The organism is Clostridium sp. LS, assembly GCF_002760435.1.
Taxonomy (GTDB): Bacteria; Bacillota; Clostridia; order Clostridiales; family Clostridiaceae; genus Clostridium.
Window position 1 is genome coordinate 21,881 of sequence record NZ_AUUU01000032.1, and the last position, 14,276, is coordinate 36,156.

Here is a 14,276-nt window from a genome sequence, read left to right on the forward strand (position 1 = left end):
TAAACTAATACAGTCATTAGAACAAATAAACAAGCAGTAGTATAAAAAAAATTACTACTGCTTTCTTATCTTATTAAATAATTACTATATTGAGAGAGAAGAACTATTATTTATTATTAGTATATTTTATGCATTATAAATAGTTACATTAAATAGATAATTATAGACAGTAAATTTATTGATTGATATATAAATCTACTGTCTGCTGCAATTTGCCAAGCTGTAAAGTTTAGCAATTATAGTATTTGATAATACATAAAAAATATACATTAGCTTTAAATAATTCTTATTAAATAACATTGAGTTTTATACTAAAATGTTGTAATATAAATATGCCAAAATAACTTATAAAATTAGAAAACAAGTAATAGAGGTAGATTAGGTAGAAATATTTAGTCTATCTCTATTTTTTAAGTTTAACAAATAATAATTATTATTTTGAGTATGATGGGCGCTGTCTTTTTATACTCATTTCGGAGGTTTAGTGCATGAAAAGAATGAAAATGAGCTACAGGAATGACAAAACTTTTAATTAATGAGCTTTCTTATGTATTGTTTGTTAAAATTGAGTAATTTAATAGTTGAAGAATATAGGATAAGGATAATCTATAAATAACCTAAAAAAATTAAAAAGTAGAAGTCGAATGACATTCAAGTTTTCTTAACTTAAATCTGATATGCTCTCCATTGTTCATTGTAGAAATGAAGTTTATAATAAATCTATTAAAATATTTACTAATAAAAATTATGGTTGTATAATTATGTTGAAATATGAAAACGAGGGATGTGGTGGAAAATGAGAAATAAACTGATTAAGAAAATTATTACATTAACAGTCGCAACAATTACTGCCATAGGGATGTTATCCATAGGTGCTTCAGCATCTTGGAGACAAGATAGTCAAGGCTGGTGGAATTCTAAAGTAAATGGATATTCTGTTGGATGGGATAAAGTTGGTGATAAATGGTTTTATTTTAATCCAGATGGGTATATGAGAACTGGCTGGCTTAATGATGGAGGTAAGTGGTATTATTTAAAATCAAATGGAGATATGGCAACTGGTTGGATTCAAGATAGGGGCAAATGGTATTACTTAAACCAAAGTGGTGATATGTTATTCAATGCTTTTATTGCAGGGTATAGATTAGGTGCTGATGGTGCTTGGATAGATAGTGATTTTACTAATGTCACCACAGGGGGAGCAGTAACAGTTACTACAGGACCAGCAGTAACTATTACAGATCCAGCAGCAAATACTACTGCAGGTACAGCAATAACTTTACCAGCTAATAACTATTATAATTATTGGAACCAATACAACAATGATAAAAATAAATTGGATAAATTAGCATATAAATACCAACAAAAATTAGATGAGCAAGCTCAAAAAATGCAACAAAAATTAAATCAATCTTGGTGGTATTGGCGTAGATAAAAATTATTATAAGTTTTATATTAACGTCTACTTAACATAAAATTGAAATAGATAATTAAAATTTTAAGGGTATGGCATTACGTCTGTACTCTTTATTTTTATCTGTTCAGTTAATGTTAAGGTACCTTATTTATAATAAAAAATGTTAATTGTCTAACATCGTATTAATATTACTGTCATAAGACTGACAAAAAATGGTGTTAATCTATTATTATGAAGAGAGGTGAAATAAATATGGGGAATATAATTAAAATTAATTTATATGCAGAGAATAAAAACAAAAAGAAAAATAATCTAAATTTACAAGCAGTGGAAGATATTATTCAAAAGTATAATAGTTGGTTAAAGAAGAACAATAGAGAGGATAAAATAGAAACTTATGAGGAATTTTTACAAGTTCAATAATCATTATTAAAGGGTAGTAAGCAGTAGAAATATTGTTTGCTACCCTTTATTTTTTACATAAAAAAGGCAGTAACCGAAGTTACCACCAAATCCATTTTGCAATCTAATTTTAACTTATATATAATCTATAAATCAAGGGGGTAAAATATAATGTATAAATTATGTTATAATTAGCTTATAATGAGTAAATTAGTATACACTTAATTAGACCTATACGTATAGGTAAAACAAGGATTTTAAGAAATATAAGATAATTATATTTGCGAAAATGTAATGTAGAATTTTAATAAATATTTATTAGTAGGTGATTATTTATGAATACAACCACGAAAAAACGTTCAAAAAAAGCAGGATTGCCTCCAGGAAGTCTAATATATACTGGAGAAAAGAAGGATGAAAAAATTCAAATAAAATTATTCAAGTATAGTGAAGATAGATTTGAGGAAAAAGTAATTAATTTAAATGATGTAAGTTTGTTAAAGCCAGAAAAATCCACTGTACATTGGATTAACGTAGAAGGTATTCATGATGCAAAAACTATTGAAAGAATTGGTAGTTGTTTTGGAATTCATCCTTTAGTATTGGAAGACATTTTAAATACTGGGCAGCGTCCTAAGATAGAGAATTATGAGGGGTATACTTATATTGTTGTAAAAATGTTATTCTATGATAATAAGTTAGGCGAATTTACCACTGAACAAGAAAGTTTTATACTTGGTGAAAACTATGTTATTTCTTTTAGTGAAGGGAAAGTAAAAATATATAATACAGTGTGTGAAGGAATTAGACAAGGATCAGGACGTATTAGGAAAATGGGAGCAGATTACTTGGTTTATAATTTACTTGATGCAATTGTTGATAATTACTTTGTTGTACTAGAAGAATTAAGTGAAAAGATTGAAGATACAGAAGATGAATTAGTATTGAATCCTTCAAAAAGTACATTGCAGGTCATTCATAAATTAAAAAGACAAATGTTATTTTTACATAAATCTGTATGGCCGCTACGGGAGGTAGTCAGTTTCCTAGAACGAAGCGAAACAACATTAGTTAGAGAATCTGTGGATATATATATAAGGGATTTATATGATCATGTAATTCAGGTAATGGATACTACTGAAACTTTAAGGGATATATTGTCTAGTATGCTGGACATGTATCTTTCTAGTGTAAGTAACAAAATGAATGAAATAATGAAAGTTTTAACCATTATATCAACTGTTTTTATACCATTATCATTTATTGTTGGGTTATATGGCATGAATCTTAAAAATATGCCAGAATATGATTGGCCATGGATGTATCCAGTAGTATGGGTAATAATGATTTCTATTGCGACTTCAATGCTTATTTTCTTTAAAAGGAAAAAATGGTGGTAAGCATAGCATAGGCAATACATAACTTTTTTAAAGATGCGGCCATTAATTTGGCTGCATATTTTTATTATGATGTATGATATGTATTGGCAATTTAAAAGTTCAATGCTTGTAATAATGCCATATGTAAGGTATTTAATAAGTGCTTCGTTGAAATGATGGGCCTTGTCGGAGCAGGTAACAACCCAATGGTTTGTATGACTGTTGCAGCTGCCGTTCAAGAAGCACTTACTAAGTAATTTGGTAATTGTCACAGCAAAATAAAGTTGTGTTAAAAGTTGTGAAAATAATGAAGGACAACCCTTTGTTATTTCACAACTTTTTTTATTTTCTATATTTATATTAAAATGTTTATGAAGAAGTGTGTTAAAAAGGTTATGCAAATAAGGCTAGAGTAATTCTTATTTTTGCATAACTTTTATTTTTGTGATAGGTAAAGAATAAGCAAAGTAATAGTAGGATGTTGCAAACTAAAATGTTAAAATATTTATATAATGGAAAATAGTAAGTTGTTATTCTATGAAATAATATATTTAAACTATATTTGTAAATAAAGAAGGAAAATAGGAATGAAGGGGAGAAAATGAAAATATTTTCTGAAGATAGAAAATCATTTATAGAGATAGAATTTATTGAATCTGAAAAAGAAAGAATGCCAAGTATTAAAGTGTCTGTTACTACTCAAAATGAAGGATTTGGAGGAGTTCTTAACTCTACTTGGATTGAAATTGATGAATTAAATAATTTCCTATTGTGTATGGAGGAAATAGATACTAAAAGAAGAGGAGTGGCCCACTTATGTAGCATGAGTCCAAATGAGTTTTTATTAGATTTTGAAGTTTTTGATAAATCTGGTCATATAAAGGTTTCATATTTAATCGCAAAATACATAAGTTATCCATTTTTTAGAGAAATCTCTTTACATGGTGGATTTGATATTGATTCAAGTAAATTTTCAAGTATTGTAGAAGCATTTAGAACTCTAATAAATGTATAGGAGGAAGTTGACAGCATTATATATAAACTAAAAAATAGGATTAGATGAAGAAAATTAATTGAACAATAGTAAAATTAAGGAGAAAAGAAAGTCTATGATTTCATATTATACAGAAATTGATATTGAAAAGTGTAAAAACAGAATTGATGCAATAATTATGTCAGAACGATTTTTAATTGGAGGTTTGAGAGGTGGAGTAGATTTTGATAGCAATGAATTTCATGTAAGAAAAACAAGTGGAATTTATAATAGGAGGCTGACTGGGTTACCAATAACTTTTTATGGACAACTAATTAAAAAGGAAAGCGGTACTATTATTGAAGGAGAATTCCGTGTGCCTGCTTCATCAAAAATACCAATTGGAATATGGTTTGGATGGGGAAGCTTTATGTGGTTATTCTGTTTAGTAAATATTTTTTTGGGAAAATTCCAAGATGCTTTTAGCGCTGTACTAGGAGTTATAGGAATACCGATATTTTTTGGAATTGTAGGATTAATAATGTCATCAGGAGATACAGAGCCAGAAAAAATTTATATTTTAGATTTTATAAAAACAACATTAGATGCAAAAAAAATAGAGAGATAATTATGCCTTTAAGAGATATAATCATATAATTTTTAGGAGGTGATTTTGTGGAGGTATTCGCAAGTTATCCGATTAATTCGCATGAAAACCCATTTGATATAGATTCAAACGGAAAATACTTTGCATATTTAACCAATAGACAACTCTGTTTTTCATACTTATCTAACGATTTATCAGATTTTGAGTGGGGAAATAATGATTTGTATCGTGCAATGCCAATGGGATATACAAATTTATATGTTTTAGAGAGAATTTTTATAGTAGACTCAAATTCAAATGTTTACAAATTTTCTGATAAAAAATATGATAAGATATGTACATTTAGATATGAAGGATTTCCAAAGGAGGAATGGAATACTTTTATTGAAGATGAAATGTGGAAGAATAGAATTCAAGATTATCACAGAGAACTTTTTGTTAAAAATGATGTTGATGATGCAATAAAGTGCAGCGTTGAATTTTTAAATAAGATCAAAGGTAGTTATGGATTGAATAATCTTATTGTACTGGGAGCGGGTTTAATTGATAATTATGGATGGCATTAAATGAGTTCAGGTGAGATTTCTCCAAATAGTGATGTTATTATTACTGACGAATTAGGTTACATAATAAGATACACAAGAGTTTCTACAATAGATTATGGCTTTATAAGTAAATCACCCATTCCAAAATCAGCAAAGAAAGATTGGAATGTCGGTCTTCTGTTAAAGGAAATCACTTTAGAAGAAATTAATAGAGGCAACTATATTGTTATTGAATAGTATAAGTAATTGAACTGATTCACTTATTTTGACAAAATAATAGCAAAATTCAAGTTTGTAAGATAAAGAGAAACACTTAGTAATAAGATGGAATGATTTGACAAAGAAACATGTGTTTGGTAAACTGTGCTTATAGAAATATTTCATAAGTAGGGTGGTAATATATATGAATGTGGAAGAAAAACATAAAAAAATTATAGAAATTGTTCAAGATAAATTAACATGTTCAGCACATAATTTAGATCATGTATTTAGAGTCTATAATCTTTGTTTATTACTTGCAAAATATGAAAAGGATGTTGATTTAGAAATACTCATTCCATCAGCACTACTACATGATATTGCAAGAGTGGAAGAAAGCGAAGACAAAACAGGAGAAATTGATCATGCAGTTTTGGGGAGCATAGTAGCAGAAAATATATTAAGAAAATTAGAATATGAGGAAGAGAAAATTGAGAAGATAAAACACTGTATCATAGCACATAGATTTAGAACAGGAAATGAGCCTAATACAATAGAAGCAAAAATACTTTTTGATTCAGATAAACTTGATGTTATAGGAGCAAGTGGAATTGCTCGTACTTTTATGCTAGCAGGACAATTTGGACAAAGGCTAACAGGAAATGAACAGTTAAATGATTATCTCGAGTCTAATACAGTAGAAAATGGAAGGCTGAAAGATGTTTCAAAGCATACACCTTTTATTGAATATGAAGTAAAGTTTAAAAAAATTCCAGATAAATTATATATAGAGAAAGCAAAAGAAATAGGAAATGAAAGACTAAAATTCATGGATGAATATTTTACTAGATTAAAGTTTGAAATAGATGGTGTTAAATAAAATTAAAATAGATCGTTATTATAAACATAAATATTTAAAAGGAGAAAAGAATGATTTATTTAAATAATTTTACATTTCCCAATGAGGATGTAGAAATGGAATTTTTCATGGATATAAAAAGAACATGCTATGCTTCATTTTATTCATTTAAAATATTATCAGCATGTAGCAATGTATGAAAATGAATTTTGATAGAACATAGACTGCAGTATTGGTACTAATAATATCAATGCTGTTTTTTAGTTATAAAGAAATCAATACCGTTATTATTTAATTTTTTTATTACAAATTTAATTGAAAAAGGTATAATTTTGTATAAGAGTATTAATTTAAATTTGTTTAAAGGAGAGTTTTTGTTCTCAATACAAGGTTAAGATTTATTGTGTTTAAGGAGAGAGAGCTATATGATAGAGAAAGTGGCATTTAATATTGGAAGAAATGATGAAGAACCTAATATTAATTTGGCAATTGAACTAGTTGAATTAAAAGATTTAGAGGGTATCAAAGAAATTATTATTGGATTAAAAAATAAAAAAGAACAAATTGCAAATGACTGTATAAAAGTTCTTTATGAAATAGGAGAAAGAAATCCAGAACTAATTGCTGATTATGTGATAGATTTTATAGAACTTTTGAAATCAAGAAATAATAGGCTTGTTTGGGGTGGCATGATAGCATTATCAAAGATTACATTCCTAAAACCAAAAGAAGTATATGAGAACATAGAAATTATTATTAATGCATATGAAAATGGAAGTGTGATAACTAGGGATAATAGTATTAGTGTGTTTGCTGAATTATCAAAAGCAGATAAAAAATATGAGAAACTTATGCTGAAAAAGATACTTGAGCATTTAGAAACATGTAGACCAAAGGAAGTTGGCCAACATGCAGAAAGGGCATTTATTTGTATAAATGAAGAAAATTCTAAAGAATTTCTATCTGTATTATTAAAAAGAAGGGATAATTTATCAGAGTCACAAAAAAATAGAGTTGATAAGTTAATTAAAAATATTAATAAAGGTAATTTTAATAGTAAATCTCATAAGGAGGACTAATATGGATGTAATACAAGCAATAGAAGAACGTAGAAGTATAAGAAAGTTCCAAGATAAGACAATACCAAAAGATATAATAGAAAAAATATTAGAATTAGCAACTAAAGCACCTTCAGGAAAAAATCGTCAGCCATGGAGATTTGTTGTTTTTCAAAATAGTAAAAAGAATGAATTAGTAAATATTATGGAAGATGCATTAAATAAATACAAGAAACAGAGTAAATCTACTGGAAGTTTTGAGTTAAGCATAAATTCAATTAATGAAGCATCAGCAGTTATTTTAGTATTTAATGCGTTTTCAAACTTTGAAGAAGATTATAATCATCATAGATTACTTACTGATATTCAATCAATAGGTGCTGCTGTACAAACATTAATTTTAGCCGCACAGAATTTTGAATTAGGAACCCTTTGGATTTGTGACATTTTTCATTGTGATAAAGAAATATGTTCATGGTTAAATCGTAAAGATGAACTTGTAGCAGCAGTGGCAATTGGTTATCCAAATCAAAAACCATATTCAAGGCCACGAAAATTGCTGGAAGAAGTTATAGAATGGATGTAGGTTTTATGTAACTATATAACAATCTTCATAGAATAATATGAAGATGATTTATAGTTTAAGTGATTTAATAAGTATTTTATAATCAGAAGATTTGATACATAATATTCAAAAAGTGTAATAATCAAAAATTAGTAGTTCTGCACTACTATAAGAAATGGTGAAGTAATAGGAGATTTGAATTTAATGAGAAGAATAAGAGATGTATTTTATATAAATGCAAATTTTAATGAAAAATATTTTGTGTATTACGGAATGGAATTTAAAGAATTTATCAAACATAATCCAATGAAGATAGAAAATATTTTGATCACTGAAGGAAATTATATTGCTAATAATTTTAATAGAAGTTGGCTTTTAGAGACTGCCAATGGAGAAAATGATATTTCAGAGTTATCAAAGGAAGATATTTATGGTTTAGGTAACTTCCATTGGATAGACTATAAAAATGAAGTTGATTTAAATAATTGCACTCCTGAAGAAAAGGCAGAAGTATTATATTTATCACATTTTAGTAAACCCTTGAATTCACCATTTTTTAGTAGAATAAATAATACTTTTGTTTATCTTGCTCATGATGATGGATGGTTTTGTAAATTGTATTGTAAGGACATGTCAGTATTTAAAGATATCATTGCAAATAAAATTATAGAGAGTTTTTCCACAAATAAAAGAAGGAAAATATATCCGATGTCGGAAGCTATAAAAAATGAGATATTTGAATTAACTAAAAAAGGACTTTTAATAGACTTTTCTAATATATACAAAGATAATAAATGTATTAGTTTAAATTATTATGCTATTGGTCATTATGAAGATATGGACGAAATGTATAATAATCTTGAACGAAACAAGTACAGAGCGGATGTTAAAGGAACAATTGAGCATAAAAATAAAGCATGGAAGATATATACTTAATAGCATATCAAATAGATGGCTTTATTTTGGAGAGGAAGAAGCGCTGTCATGTATTACTATGGAAGAGTATAGGTTAAGTAATGATCTTAGAAATGGTTAATGTCTTTTTTAGTTAGTGTAGGTAATAAATTATATTCTATTAATATAACAAGAATAAAAAGTTAATAAAACTTTATTAGATAAATGATCATGATCACATGGATGAATATCCTTAGTTACCTTTATGTTACATTGTTTGATGTAGATGTTGTACTGCTGTAGCGACACATATTTGTCTAGGTTTTGTGAAACAATAACAACAATTTTATTAGTTGGACAAAGTCTTTTTAGCAAAAAATTTAATAAAGCTTTTCTGAGAAATATTTTTTGTCTAAGTCTAAGTTGTGCTAATGAATTCATAATAATACCTCTATATTAAAATAAAATACTAATATTGGATAAAATCGTAAAATATTAGCAAATAAATTATAACATATTATTATGATATTTACGTGATACAATTGTGGCAAAATTGAGGCAAAATATAAATAAAAAATATTATAATGAAATATTTTGTCTTATTCAAGAAATTAAAGACAAAAAAGAATAACTTACATTATTTCAGCAAGTTATTCTAAACGGATTGTATATTTAATAAGGGAATACAATGTATGAATACTGTTTATGTTATCATTATAAATTGCAACTATGACAGTATTGTGTCAAATTTATAAAATTAATATTAACAATATGTTAAACAGAAGAAGAAGCAGCCTGCTTAGGGAAACAGGTTGTTTTTTTAAAATCGTCTTTATTGCCACCTGAGTGTAAAATTTCAGCCTCAGAATTATCATATATTTTGTTTATAAATTTAACTATTAAAAAAGTATAATAATTAATAGATGTACATAAAATACCTTTAAGTAATATTGGGAGGCAGAATTGTGGATGAGGAAATAGTTATTCAACATATTGGGATTTTGAGTGAAAAATATAGATTATTATATTCAAATAAGAAAATTGTGATAGCACCTGATTTTGAAATAAGAATTCGTATTAATACAAATCAAAAGAATATTAATTTTCATGAGTATATTTTTGATGATGAATTTAATATCTACAGTATAAATTATACTATAAATCGAACTTATAGATGTTATTATTTAATAGATAAATATAAAGACTTCGATAAATTAGAAAATGCTATAGAATTTTGTATTAAAGTAATATTAGAAAATTATAAGAAAGTATTTAAGAGCTAGATAGTAGCAATAAGGAACTCATATTTTGAGTTCTTTTATTATGAATAAAAATAGGGACAAAGTAAAAAAAACTTGCAGCAAAAATGCAAAATTGCAAATGGGGATAAGAGTATGAAAAAGAATGATGAAGGTTATTAAAGGTTAATTAATAGAATACTAGAAAACCAGGGGGTCACCAGCACCTAACCAACTCCTAACCACTAACAAGAATGATAAGAACTATAAGAATGATAAAAAATATAAGTAAATTTAATAGTGTTATATTTCCAAGCAAAGAGATTGCAGAAAGCCCATAGCTTCTTCAAAAGATTATAATAAGAAATTTTGACTGGCCCATCTTTATGATAAATTTATCATGATCCCCGATAGAAATTTTGGAAAATTTAAGTAAAACGGAGTGAATTTAAGCTTGCGCTATATAATTTCTAAATTTGTTCGTATTTGGGTGCGAACACTAGTTTGCTTATATCGGAATTACTGATAAAATATTACTATGTTAAGACAAAAGAAGTTATTAAATCATTTAAGTAGGGGAGAAGTGAGAAAATGAAATTAACACCAATAAGACTTAGGAGATTGAATTTAGGGATTGAAAGCAAAGAAGCCATGGAGGCATTAAATGTAAGTAAGAGCACCTTTTATAAATTAGAGCAAGGTTGGACAAAACCTTCTCCTCAATTAATAAAACGCCTTGCAGATACTTATAAATGTACCACTGATGAAATATTTAAAGATTTAATGATAACAGGAAAGTAAATTTACTGACGACGATTTCGTGGCCAGTGGTTGAAAGCAACAGGCAGCTTTACATAACAATTTAAAGTAATTGATGCGTATAAAGGGGGCATGAACATTGTTAGTTAAATGTGAAGCAAAAACTTGTATTAATTATAGAGAAGGAATGTGCCAGGCGGAAGCCTTGAAAATAAAAAGCTTTACTTGGTATTCAGAAGAAAAGAAGGAAGAACAAGATGAAATGATCTGCAGCTCTTATGAGTATTTTATTAATTGGATGTTTAGATGTTAAGTTATGAGGGACAAGCTTTGTAGTAGGAGGAGTTCGTAAGATGGATGAAGGATGGTTTAAGATTCACAGATGTTTATTTAAAAAGGCTCTTTGGTTAAACTCAACTCCAGAGCAAAAAGTTATTATGATTACTCTTTTAGGAATGGCTAATCATGAAGAAAAAGAATGGGAGTGGAAGGGAAAACAATTTAAAGTAAAACCAGGCGAATTTGTTACAAGTGCTAATTCAATAATGGAGAAAGCGGGAGCAGGAATTTCACGGCAAAATATTAGAACTGCCCTTAACAGATTTAAGAAACATGATTTTTTAACCTATGAATCAACCAACACAGGAATGCTTATAAGAATAGTGAATTGGAAGCTTTATCAAGGAGACAATGGAGATGGGGACAACATGGCTGACAAAAGAGTAATAAAGGGATCATCACACACTGACCTACCCATAGCCATTAATAAGAATGACAGAAAATATAAATATATATGTGAATTCACTAAAAATAAACGTCTTATAGAAACTATAATAGATTTTTTGAAAATGAGGAAGGAAATCAAAAGGCCAATGACAGATAGAGCTGTTGAGATTATGCTAAGTGAGCTTAGAGCTTTAGCGAAGGATGAACAAATGCAGATCAAGATTTTAGAAAAAAGCATTCAAAATTGTTGGCAGGGAATATTTAAAATTGATGGGAGTAGTGATTCTCTAGGAAATAGTAAGTTTGGAAAAAGAATAGGGAATGGAATATATAGAAAGGAAGTAATTGGAGCTATTAATGGTAATTATGACGAAGGAAGAAAGGAGGATAAGCATGGAAGTGTTGGACCGAATAATGGAGCAAGTGAAAAGAAATTCAATATTAAAATCCCAAAATGGGAATCAGAAACAGGAAAAGGAGAGTATGTGTGGGATGAGCCAATTTAAATGCGAATTATGTAAAGATGTTGGATATATTATTAAAATGCAGCCTAATGCGCAGCCATTAATGACACCATGTAAGTGTATGGAACTTGAGAAGGTAAAGAGACTATGGAAAAATAGTGGAATTAATGCAGAGGTTATAGATAAAACTTTTAGTAATTTTGAAGAATGGTCAAGCAAGTCTAAGGAGATGAAAGCTCTTGCAATAAAATATTATCGAAGTTTTGCTGCCATAAAAGGAAGGAGAAGAAATTCAATTTTACTTAGTGGTAATCCTGGGTCGGGGAAAACTCATATTGCCTTGGCCCTTGCAAATAATTTTTTGAAGAAAGATATAAAGGTCGTGTATATGTCCTATAGAGACGTGATTACAAGCATTAAGCAAAATATGATCGATATGGAGTATTATAAAAAAACTTTGAGCAAGTACCAAACCTGTGATGTGCTATTGATTGATGATTTGTATAAGGGGAAGGTTAACGGAACGGATATTAACATAATATTTGAGCTTATTAATTATAGATATATTAATAATCTTCCACTAATAGTTTCAACAGAATATACACTTGAAAAGCTGCTCAGTTTTGATGAAGCAATAGGCAGCAGAATATACGAGATGTCCAAGGATTATATAGTTGAAATTGAAGGAACAGAAAACAATTTTAGACTTAGGTGATATTTACCGAAATCATAAATATTTTTGTTCCGAAGGACTATGAAAATGTCGCTGAAGGATCTAAGTTGCAAGTTGCACCCAATTCAGCATGCTCCCGCTTTCAGCGTGACAAACTAAATTGGAACAACGTACAACTAAGAACCTTTAACAGCCCATTTTCAAATGCCTTCTGCATATTATGACCCTTGTGGTTACAATAATATTTATGATTTCTAGTAAAGATATCCACTAAGGTATGACAAATAGTTAAATATGTTTATCCAATTGGTTAGGATAGAAAAGCTTAAATTTAGTATAACTATTGATAATAAATTTATATGAGAAAGTGGGGAAAGGACAATGGAGGAAAGAATTTTGAAAAAGGGAATTTACAGGCACTTTAAGGGGAAAGAGCAATGGGTGTTAGGAACTGTATTGCATTCGGAAACAGATGAGGAAATGGTAGTTTATTGTAATTTGTATGGTAATATGCAAGGGTATGTTATGCCTAAGGATAGATTTATGTCAGAGGTTGACCATAAGAAATATCCAAAGGAAACTCAGAAATATAGATTTGAATTAGTAAAAGAAGATGAGGAGTTGGAGGTAAAATAATGAGCTCACAAGGAATAATGGAAAGTTTAAATTTTTGTATTGTAGCATTAGGTAAGGGGAATACGCAGCTTAAAACATTAGGATTAAAGAAAGCACAGGCGGAAAAGACTTATAGGATAAAAAAAGCTGAGGAAATAATGAAGCTTAAGGCAGAGAAATATCCAGCGACTTTGATAATGGAATTGGTAAAGGGAAATGAGGAGGTTGCAGAACTAAGATTGCAAAGAGATATAGCTGAAAGTGCTTATAACTCATGCTTAAATGCCATTGACAATGTGAGATTAGAGATAGAGGTTTTGAGAAGTAAGTTAACATGGATTAGAAATGAATTAAGCAGCTGGAAGGTTAATGATAGATAAACAAAATTAAGGATTAAGAAGTGGAGAAGACAAGTTAGGAGGAATTATTATATGAATATTACTATAGATAGAATTAGAAAATACAAGGAAATTTTAGCGGATATAGGAGACATTGATATAAGGGTTCAGGAGCTTGAAGAGGAAATATTGGGAATAAGCGGACAAAGCTTGGAAGAGAGAACAGGAAAGACTTATAAAATTACTTCTAGTGTAGAGCAGCAGGCAGAGAAGCTCATGGAAAGGAAAGAAGAATTATATAGGGAACAGTCAGCTAAAAAAAGGGAATTGCAAAGAATAAACAATGCAATAACCATATTAAATGATGAGGAAAAGGAAATAATACAAGTTGTCCATATAGAGCATAGAAAATATTATGTGGTACAGGATAAACTGAAATTATCCTACCAAAGAGTTAAGCAGCTAGAAAAGCAGGCAGCTAAGAAAATGGAGAAGTACCTTTTAGTATAGGCATGGATAAACAACATGTAAACTAGACTTATGTGGTAGCTTACCGAAATAATAAA

21 protein-coding genes and 1 pseudogene are annotated in these 14,276 nt (G+C 28.6%); 21 read left to right on the forward strand and 1 reads right to left on the reverse strand.

Annotated features, from left to right (window positions below):
• The first annotated feature begins 796 nt into the window (after positions 1–796).
• The 13 genes and pseudogenes from COL3_RS08480 to COL3_RS08530 all read left to right on the forward strand — a co-directional run bounded on the left by COL3_RS08480 (position 797) and on the right by COL3_RS08530 (position 8,939).
• Complete coding sequence (locus tag COL3_RS08480) at positions 797–1,435, forward strand: putative cell wall binding protein (protein ID WP_008426170.1); 639 nt, start codon at positions 797–799, stop codon at positions 1,433–1,435.
• Between the two features lie 234 nt (positions 1,436–1,669).
• A complete protein-coding gene (locus COL3_RS28650) occupies positions 1,670–1,840 on the forward strand; it encodes a hypothetical protein (protein ID WP_008426168.1) in 171 nt (56 codons plus the stop codon).
• 314 nt (positions 1,841–2,154) lie between these two features.
• Positions 2,155–3,219 (forward strand): magnesium/cobalt transporter CorA, encoded by a 1,065-nt coding sequence (gene corA / locus COL3_RS08485; RefSeq protein ID WP_008426167.1) that lies wholly within the window; start codon positions 2,155–2,157, stop codon positions 3,217–3,219.
• Between the two features lie 146 nt (positions 3,220–3,365).
• Positions 3,366–3,455: pseudogene (locus tag COL3_RS28400) on the forward strand (GGGtGRT protein); the annotation flags it as partial.
• A 344-nt stretch (positions 3,456–3,799) separates the two neighbouring features.
• Entirely contained in the window at positions 3,800–4,213 is a 414-nt protein-coding gene (locus tag COL3_RS08490) for a hypothetical protein (RefSeq protein ID WP_008426165.1), read from the forward strand.
• Between the two features lie 94 nt (positions 4,214–4,307).
• Complete coding sequence (locus COL3_RS08495; RefSeq protein ID WP_008426163.1) at positions 4,308–4,799, forward strand: hypothetical protein; 492 nt, start codon at positions 4,308–4,310, stop codon at positions 4,797–4,799.
• 47 nt (positions 4,800–4,846) lie between these two features.
• Positions 4,847–5,344: a hypothetical protein gene (locus COL3_RS08500; RefSeq protein ID WP_008426161.1), complete on the forward strand. Its 498-nt coding sequence runs from the start codon at positions 4,847–4,849 to the stop codon at positions 5,342–5,344.
• Positions 5,345–5,560: a hypothetical protein gene (locus tag COL3_RS08505; RefSeq protein ID WP_008426159.1), complete on the forward strand. Its 216-nt coding sequence runs from the start codon at positions 5,345–5,347 to the stop codon at positions 5,558–5,560.
• 166 nt (positions 5,561–5,726) lie between these two features.
• Positions 5,727–6,401: an HD domain-containing protein gene (locus tag COL3_RS08510; RefSeq protein WP_008426157.1), complete on the forward strand. Its 675-nt coding sequence runs from the start codon at positions 5,727–5,729 to the stop codon at positions 6,399–6,401.
• 50 nt (positions 6,402–6,451) lie between these two features.
• Complete coding sequence (locus COL3_RS29540) at positions 6,452–6,580, forward strand: hypothetical protein (RefSeq protein ID WP_008426156.1); 129 nt, start codon at positions 6,452–6,454, stop codon at positions 6,578–6,580.
• A 225-nt stretch (positions 6,581–6,805) separates the two neighbouring features.
• Complete coding sequence (locus COL3_RS08520; protein WP_008426154.1) at positions 6,806–7,459, forward strand: hypothetical protein; 654 nt, start codon at positions 6,806–6,808, stop codon at positions 7,457–7,459.
• 1 nt (position 7,460) lies between these two features.
• Complete coding sequence (locus tag COL3_RS08525; protein ID WP_008426153.1) at positions 7,461–8,024, forward strand: nitroreductase; 564 nt, start codon at positions 7,461–7,463, stop codon at positions 8,022–8,024.
• A gap of 183 nt (positions 8,025–8,207) precedes the next feature.
• Positions 8,208–8,939 (forward strand): hypothetical protein, encoded by a 732-nt coding sequence (locus COL3_RS08530; RefSeq protein ID WP_008426151.1) that lies wholly within the window; start codon positions 8,208–8,210, stop codon positions 8,937–8,939.
• A 129-nt stretch (positions 8,940–9,068) separates the two neighbouring features.
• On the opposite strand, the gene COL3_RS08535 is transcribed toward COL3_RS08530, so the two are convergent.
• A complete protein-coding gene (locus tag COL3_RS08535; protein WP_008426149.1) occupies positions 9,069–9,338 on the reverse strand; it encodes a hypothetical protein in 270 nt (89 codons plus the stop codon).
• Positions 9,339–9,862: 524 nt separating this feature from the next.
• Between COL3_RS08535 and COL3_RS08540 the strand changes: the two genes are divergently transcribed.
• The 8 genes from COL3_RS08540 to COL3_RS08575 all read left to right on the forward strand — a co-directional run bounded on the left by COL3_RS08540 (position 9,863) and on the right by COL3_RS08575 (position 14,220).
• Positions 9,863–10,180, forward strand: coding sequence for a hypothetical protein (locus COL3_RS08540; protein WP_008426147.1), 318 nt, complete (start codon positions 9,863–9,865; stop codon positions 10,178–10,180).
• 546 nt (positions 10,181–10,726) lie between these two features.
• Positions 10,727–10,936, forward strand: coding sequence for a helix-turn-helix transcriptional regulator (locus tag COL3_RS08545; RefSeq protein WP_008426146.1), 210 nt, complete (start codon positions 10,727–10,729; stop codon positions 10,934–10,936).
• Positions 10,937–11,033: 97 nt separating this feature from the next.
• Positions 11,034–11,207 carry a DUF1540 domain-containing protein gene (locus COL3_RS08550; RefSeq protein ID WP_008426144.1) on the forward strand — a complete coding sequence of 58 codons (174 nt, stop codon included), beginning with the start codon at positions 11,034–11,036 and terminating at the stop codon, positions 11,205–11,207.
• A gap of 40 nt (positions 11,208–11,247) precedes the next feature.
• Complete coding sequence (locus tag COL3_RS08555) at positions 11,248–12,126, forward strand: hypothetical protein (RefSeq protein WP_008426142.1); 879 nt, start codon at positions 11,248–11,250, stop codon at positions 12,124–12,126.
• Positions 12,113–12,799 (forward strand): ATP-binding protein, encoded by a 687-nt coding sequence (locus COL3_RS08560; protein ID WP_008426140.1) that lies wholly within the window; start codon positions 12,113–12,115, stop codon positions 12,797–12,799. The genes COL3_RS08555 and COL3_RS08560 overlap by 14 nt, the downstream gene beginning before the upstream one ends.
• Positions 12,800–13,153: 354 nt before the next feature.
• The gene (locus COL3_RS08565) at positions 13,154–13,393 is read left to right on the forward strand and encodes a DUF1653 domain-containing protein (RefSeq protein WP_008426137.1); all 240 of its coding nucleotides are present in this window, start codon (positions 13,154–13,156) and stop codon (positions 13,391–13,393) included.
• Positions 13,393–13,752, forward strand: a complete 360-nt coding sequence (locus COL3_RS08570) for a hypothetical protein (RefSeq protein ID WP_008426136.1) — start codon at positions 13,393–13,395, stop codon at positions 13,750–13,752. The genes COL3_RS08565 and COL3_RS08570 overlap by 1 nt, the downstream gene beginning before the upstream one ends.
• Positions 13,753–13,803: 51 nt before the next feature.
• The gene (locus COL3_RS08575; RefSeq protein WP_008426134.1) at positions 13,804–14,220 is read left to right on the forward strand and encodes a hypothetical protein; all 417 of its coding nucleotides are present in this window, start codon (positions 13,804–13,806) and stop codon (positions 14,218–14,220) included.
• Positions 14,221–14,276: the final 56 nt, after the last annotated feature.

Excerpts from the sequence above, each read along its gene's own strand:
- COL3_RS08510 (WP_008426157.1), top strand. The coding sequence starts at position 5,727 with ATGAATGTGGAAGAAAAACATAAAAAAATTATAGAAATTGTTCAAGAT.
- COL3_RS08570 (WP_008426136.1), top strand. The coding sequence starts at position 13,393 with ATGAGCTCACAAGGAATAATGGAAAGTTTAAATTTTTGTATTGTAGCA.
- COL3_RS08520 (WP_008426154.1), top strand. The coding sequence starts at position 6,806 with ATGATAGAGAAAGTGGCATTTAATATTGGAAGAAATGATGAAGAACCT.
- COL3_RS08530 (WP_008426151.1), top strand. The coding sequence starts at position 8,208 with ATGAGAAGAATAAGAGATGTATTTTATATAAATGCAAATTTTAATGAA.
- COL3_RS08525 (WP_008426153.1), top strand. The coding sequence starts at position 7,461 with ATGGATGTAATACAAGCAATAGAAGAACGTAGAAGTATAAGAAAGTTC.
- COL3_RS08555 (WP_008426142.1), top strand. The coding sequence starts at position 11,248 with ATGGATGAAGGATGGTTTAAGATTCACAGATGTTTATTTAAAAAGGCT.
- COL3_RS29540 (WP_008426156.1), top strand. The coding sequence starts at position 6,452 with ATGATTTATTTAAATAATTTTACATTTCCCAATGAGGATGTAGAAATG.
- COL3_RS08490 (WP_008426165.1), top strand. The coding sequence starts at position 3,800 with ATGAAAATATTTTCTGAAGATAGAAAATCATTTATAGAGATAGAATTT.
- COL3_RS08535 (WP_008426149.1), bottom strand. The coding sequence starts at position 9,338 with ATGAATTCATTAGCACAACTTAGACTTAGACAAAAAATATTTCTCAGA.
- COL3_RS28650 (WP_008426168.1), top strand. The coding sequence starts at position 1,670 with ATGGGGAATATAATTAAAATTAATTTATATGCAGAGAATAAAAACAAA.
- COL3_RS08545 (WP_008426146.1), top strand. The coding sequence starts at position 10,727 with ATGAAATTAACACCAATAAGACTTAGGAGATTGAATTTAGGGATTGAA.
- corA (WP_008426167.1), top strand. The coding sequence starts at position 2,155 with ATGAATACAACCACGAAAAAACGTTCAAAAAAAGCAGGATTGCCTCCA.
- COL3_RS08480 (WP_008426170.1), top strand. The coding sequence starts at position 797 with ATGAGAAATAAACTGATTAAGAAAATTATTACATTAACAGTCGCAACA.
- COL3_RS08575 (WP_008426134.1), top strand. The coding sequence starts at position 13,804 with ATGAATATTACTATAGATAGAATTAGAAAATACAAGGAAATTTTAGCG.
- COL3_RS08560 (WP_008426140.1), top strand. The coding sequence starts at position 12,113 with ATGAGCCAATTTAAATGCGAATTATGTAAAGATGTTGGATATATTATT.
- COL3_RS08505 (WP_008426159.1), top strand. The coding sequence starts at position 5,345 with ATGAGTTCAGGTGAGATTTCTCCAAATAGTGATGTTATTATTACTGAC.
- COL3_RS08495 (WP_008426163.1), top strand. The coding sequence starts at position 4,308 with ATGATTTCATATTATACAGAAATTGATATTGAAAAGTGTAAAAACAGA.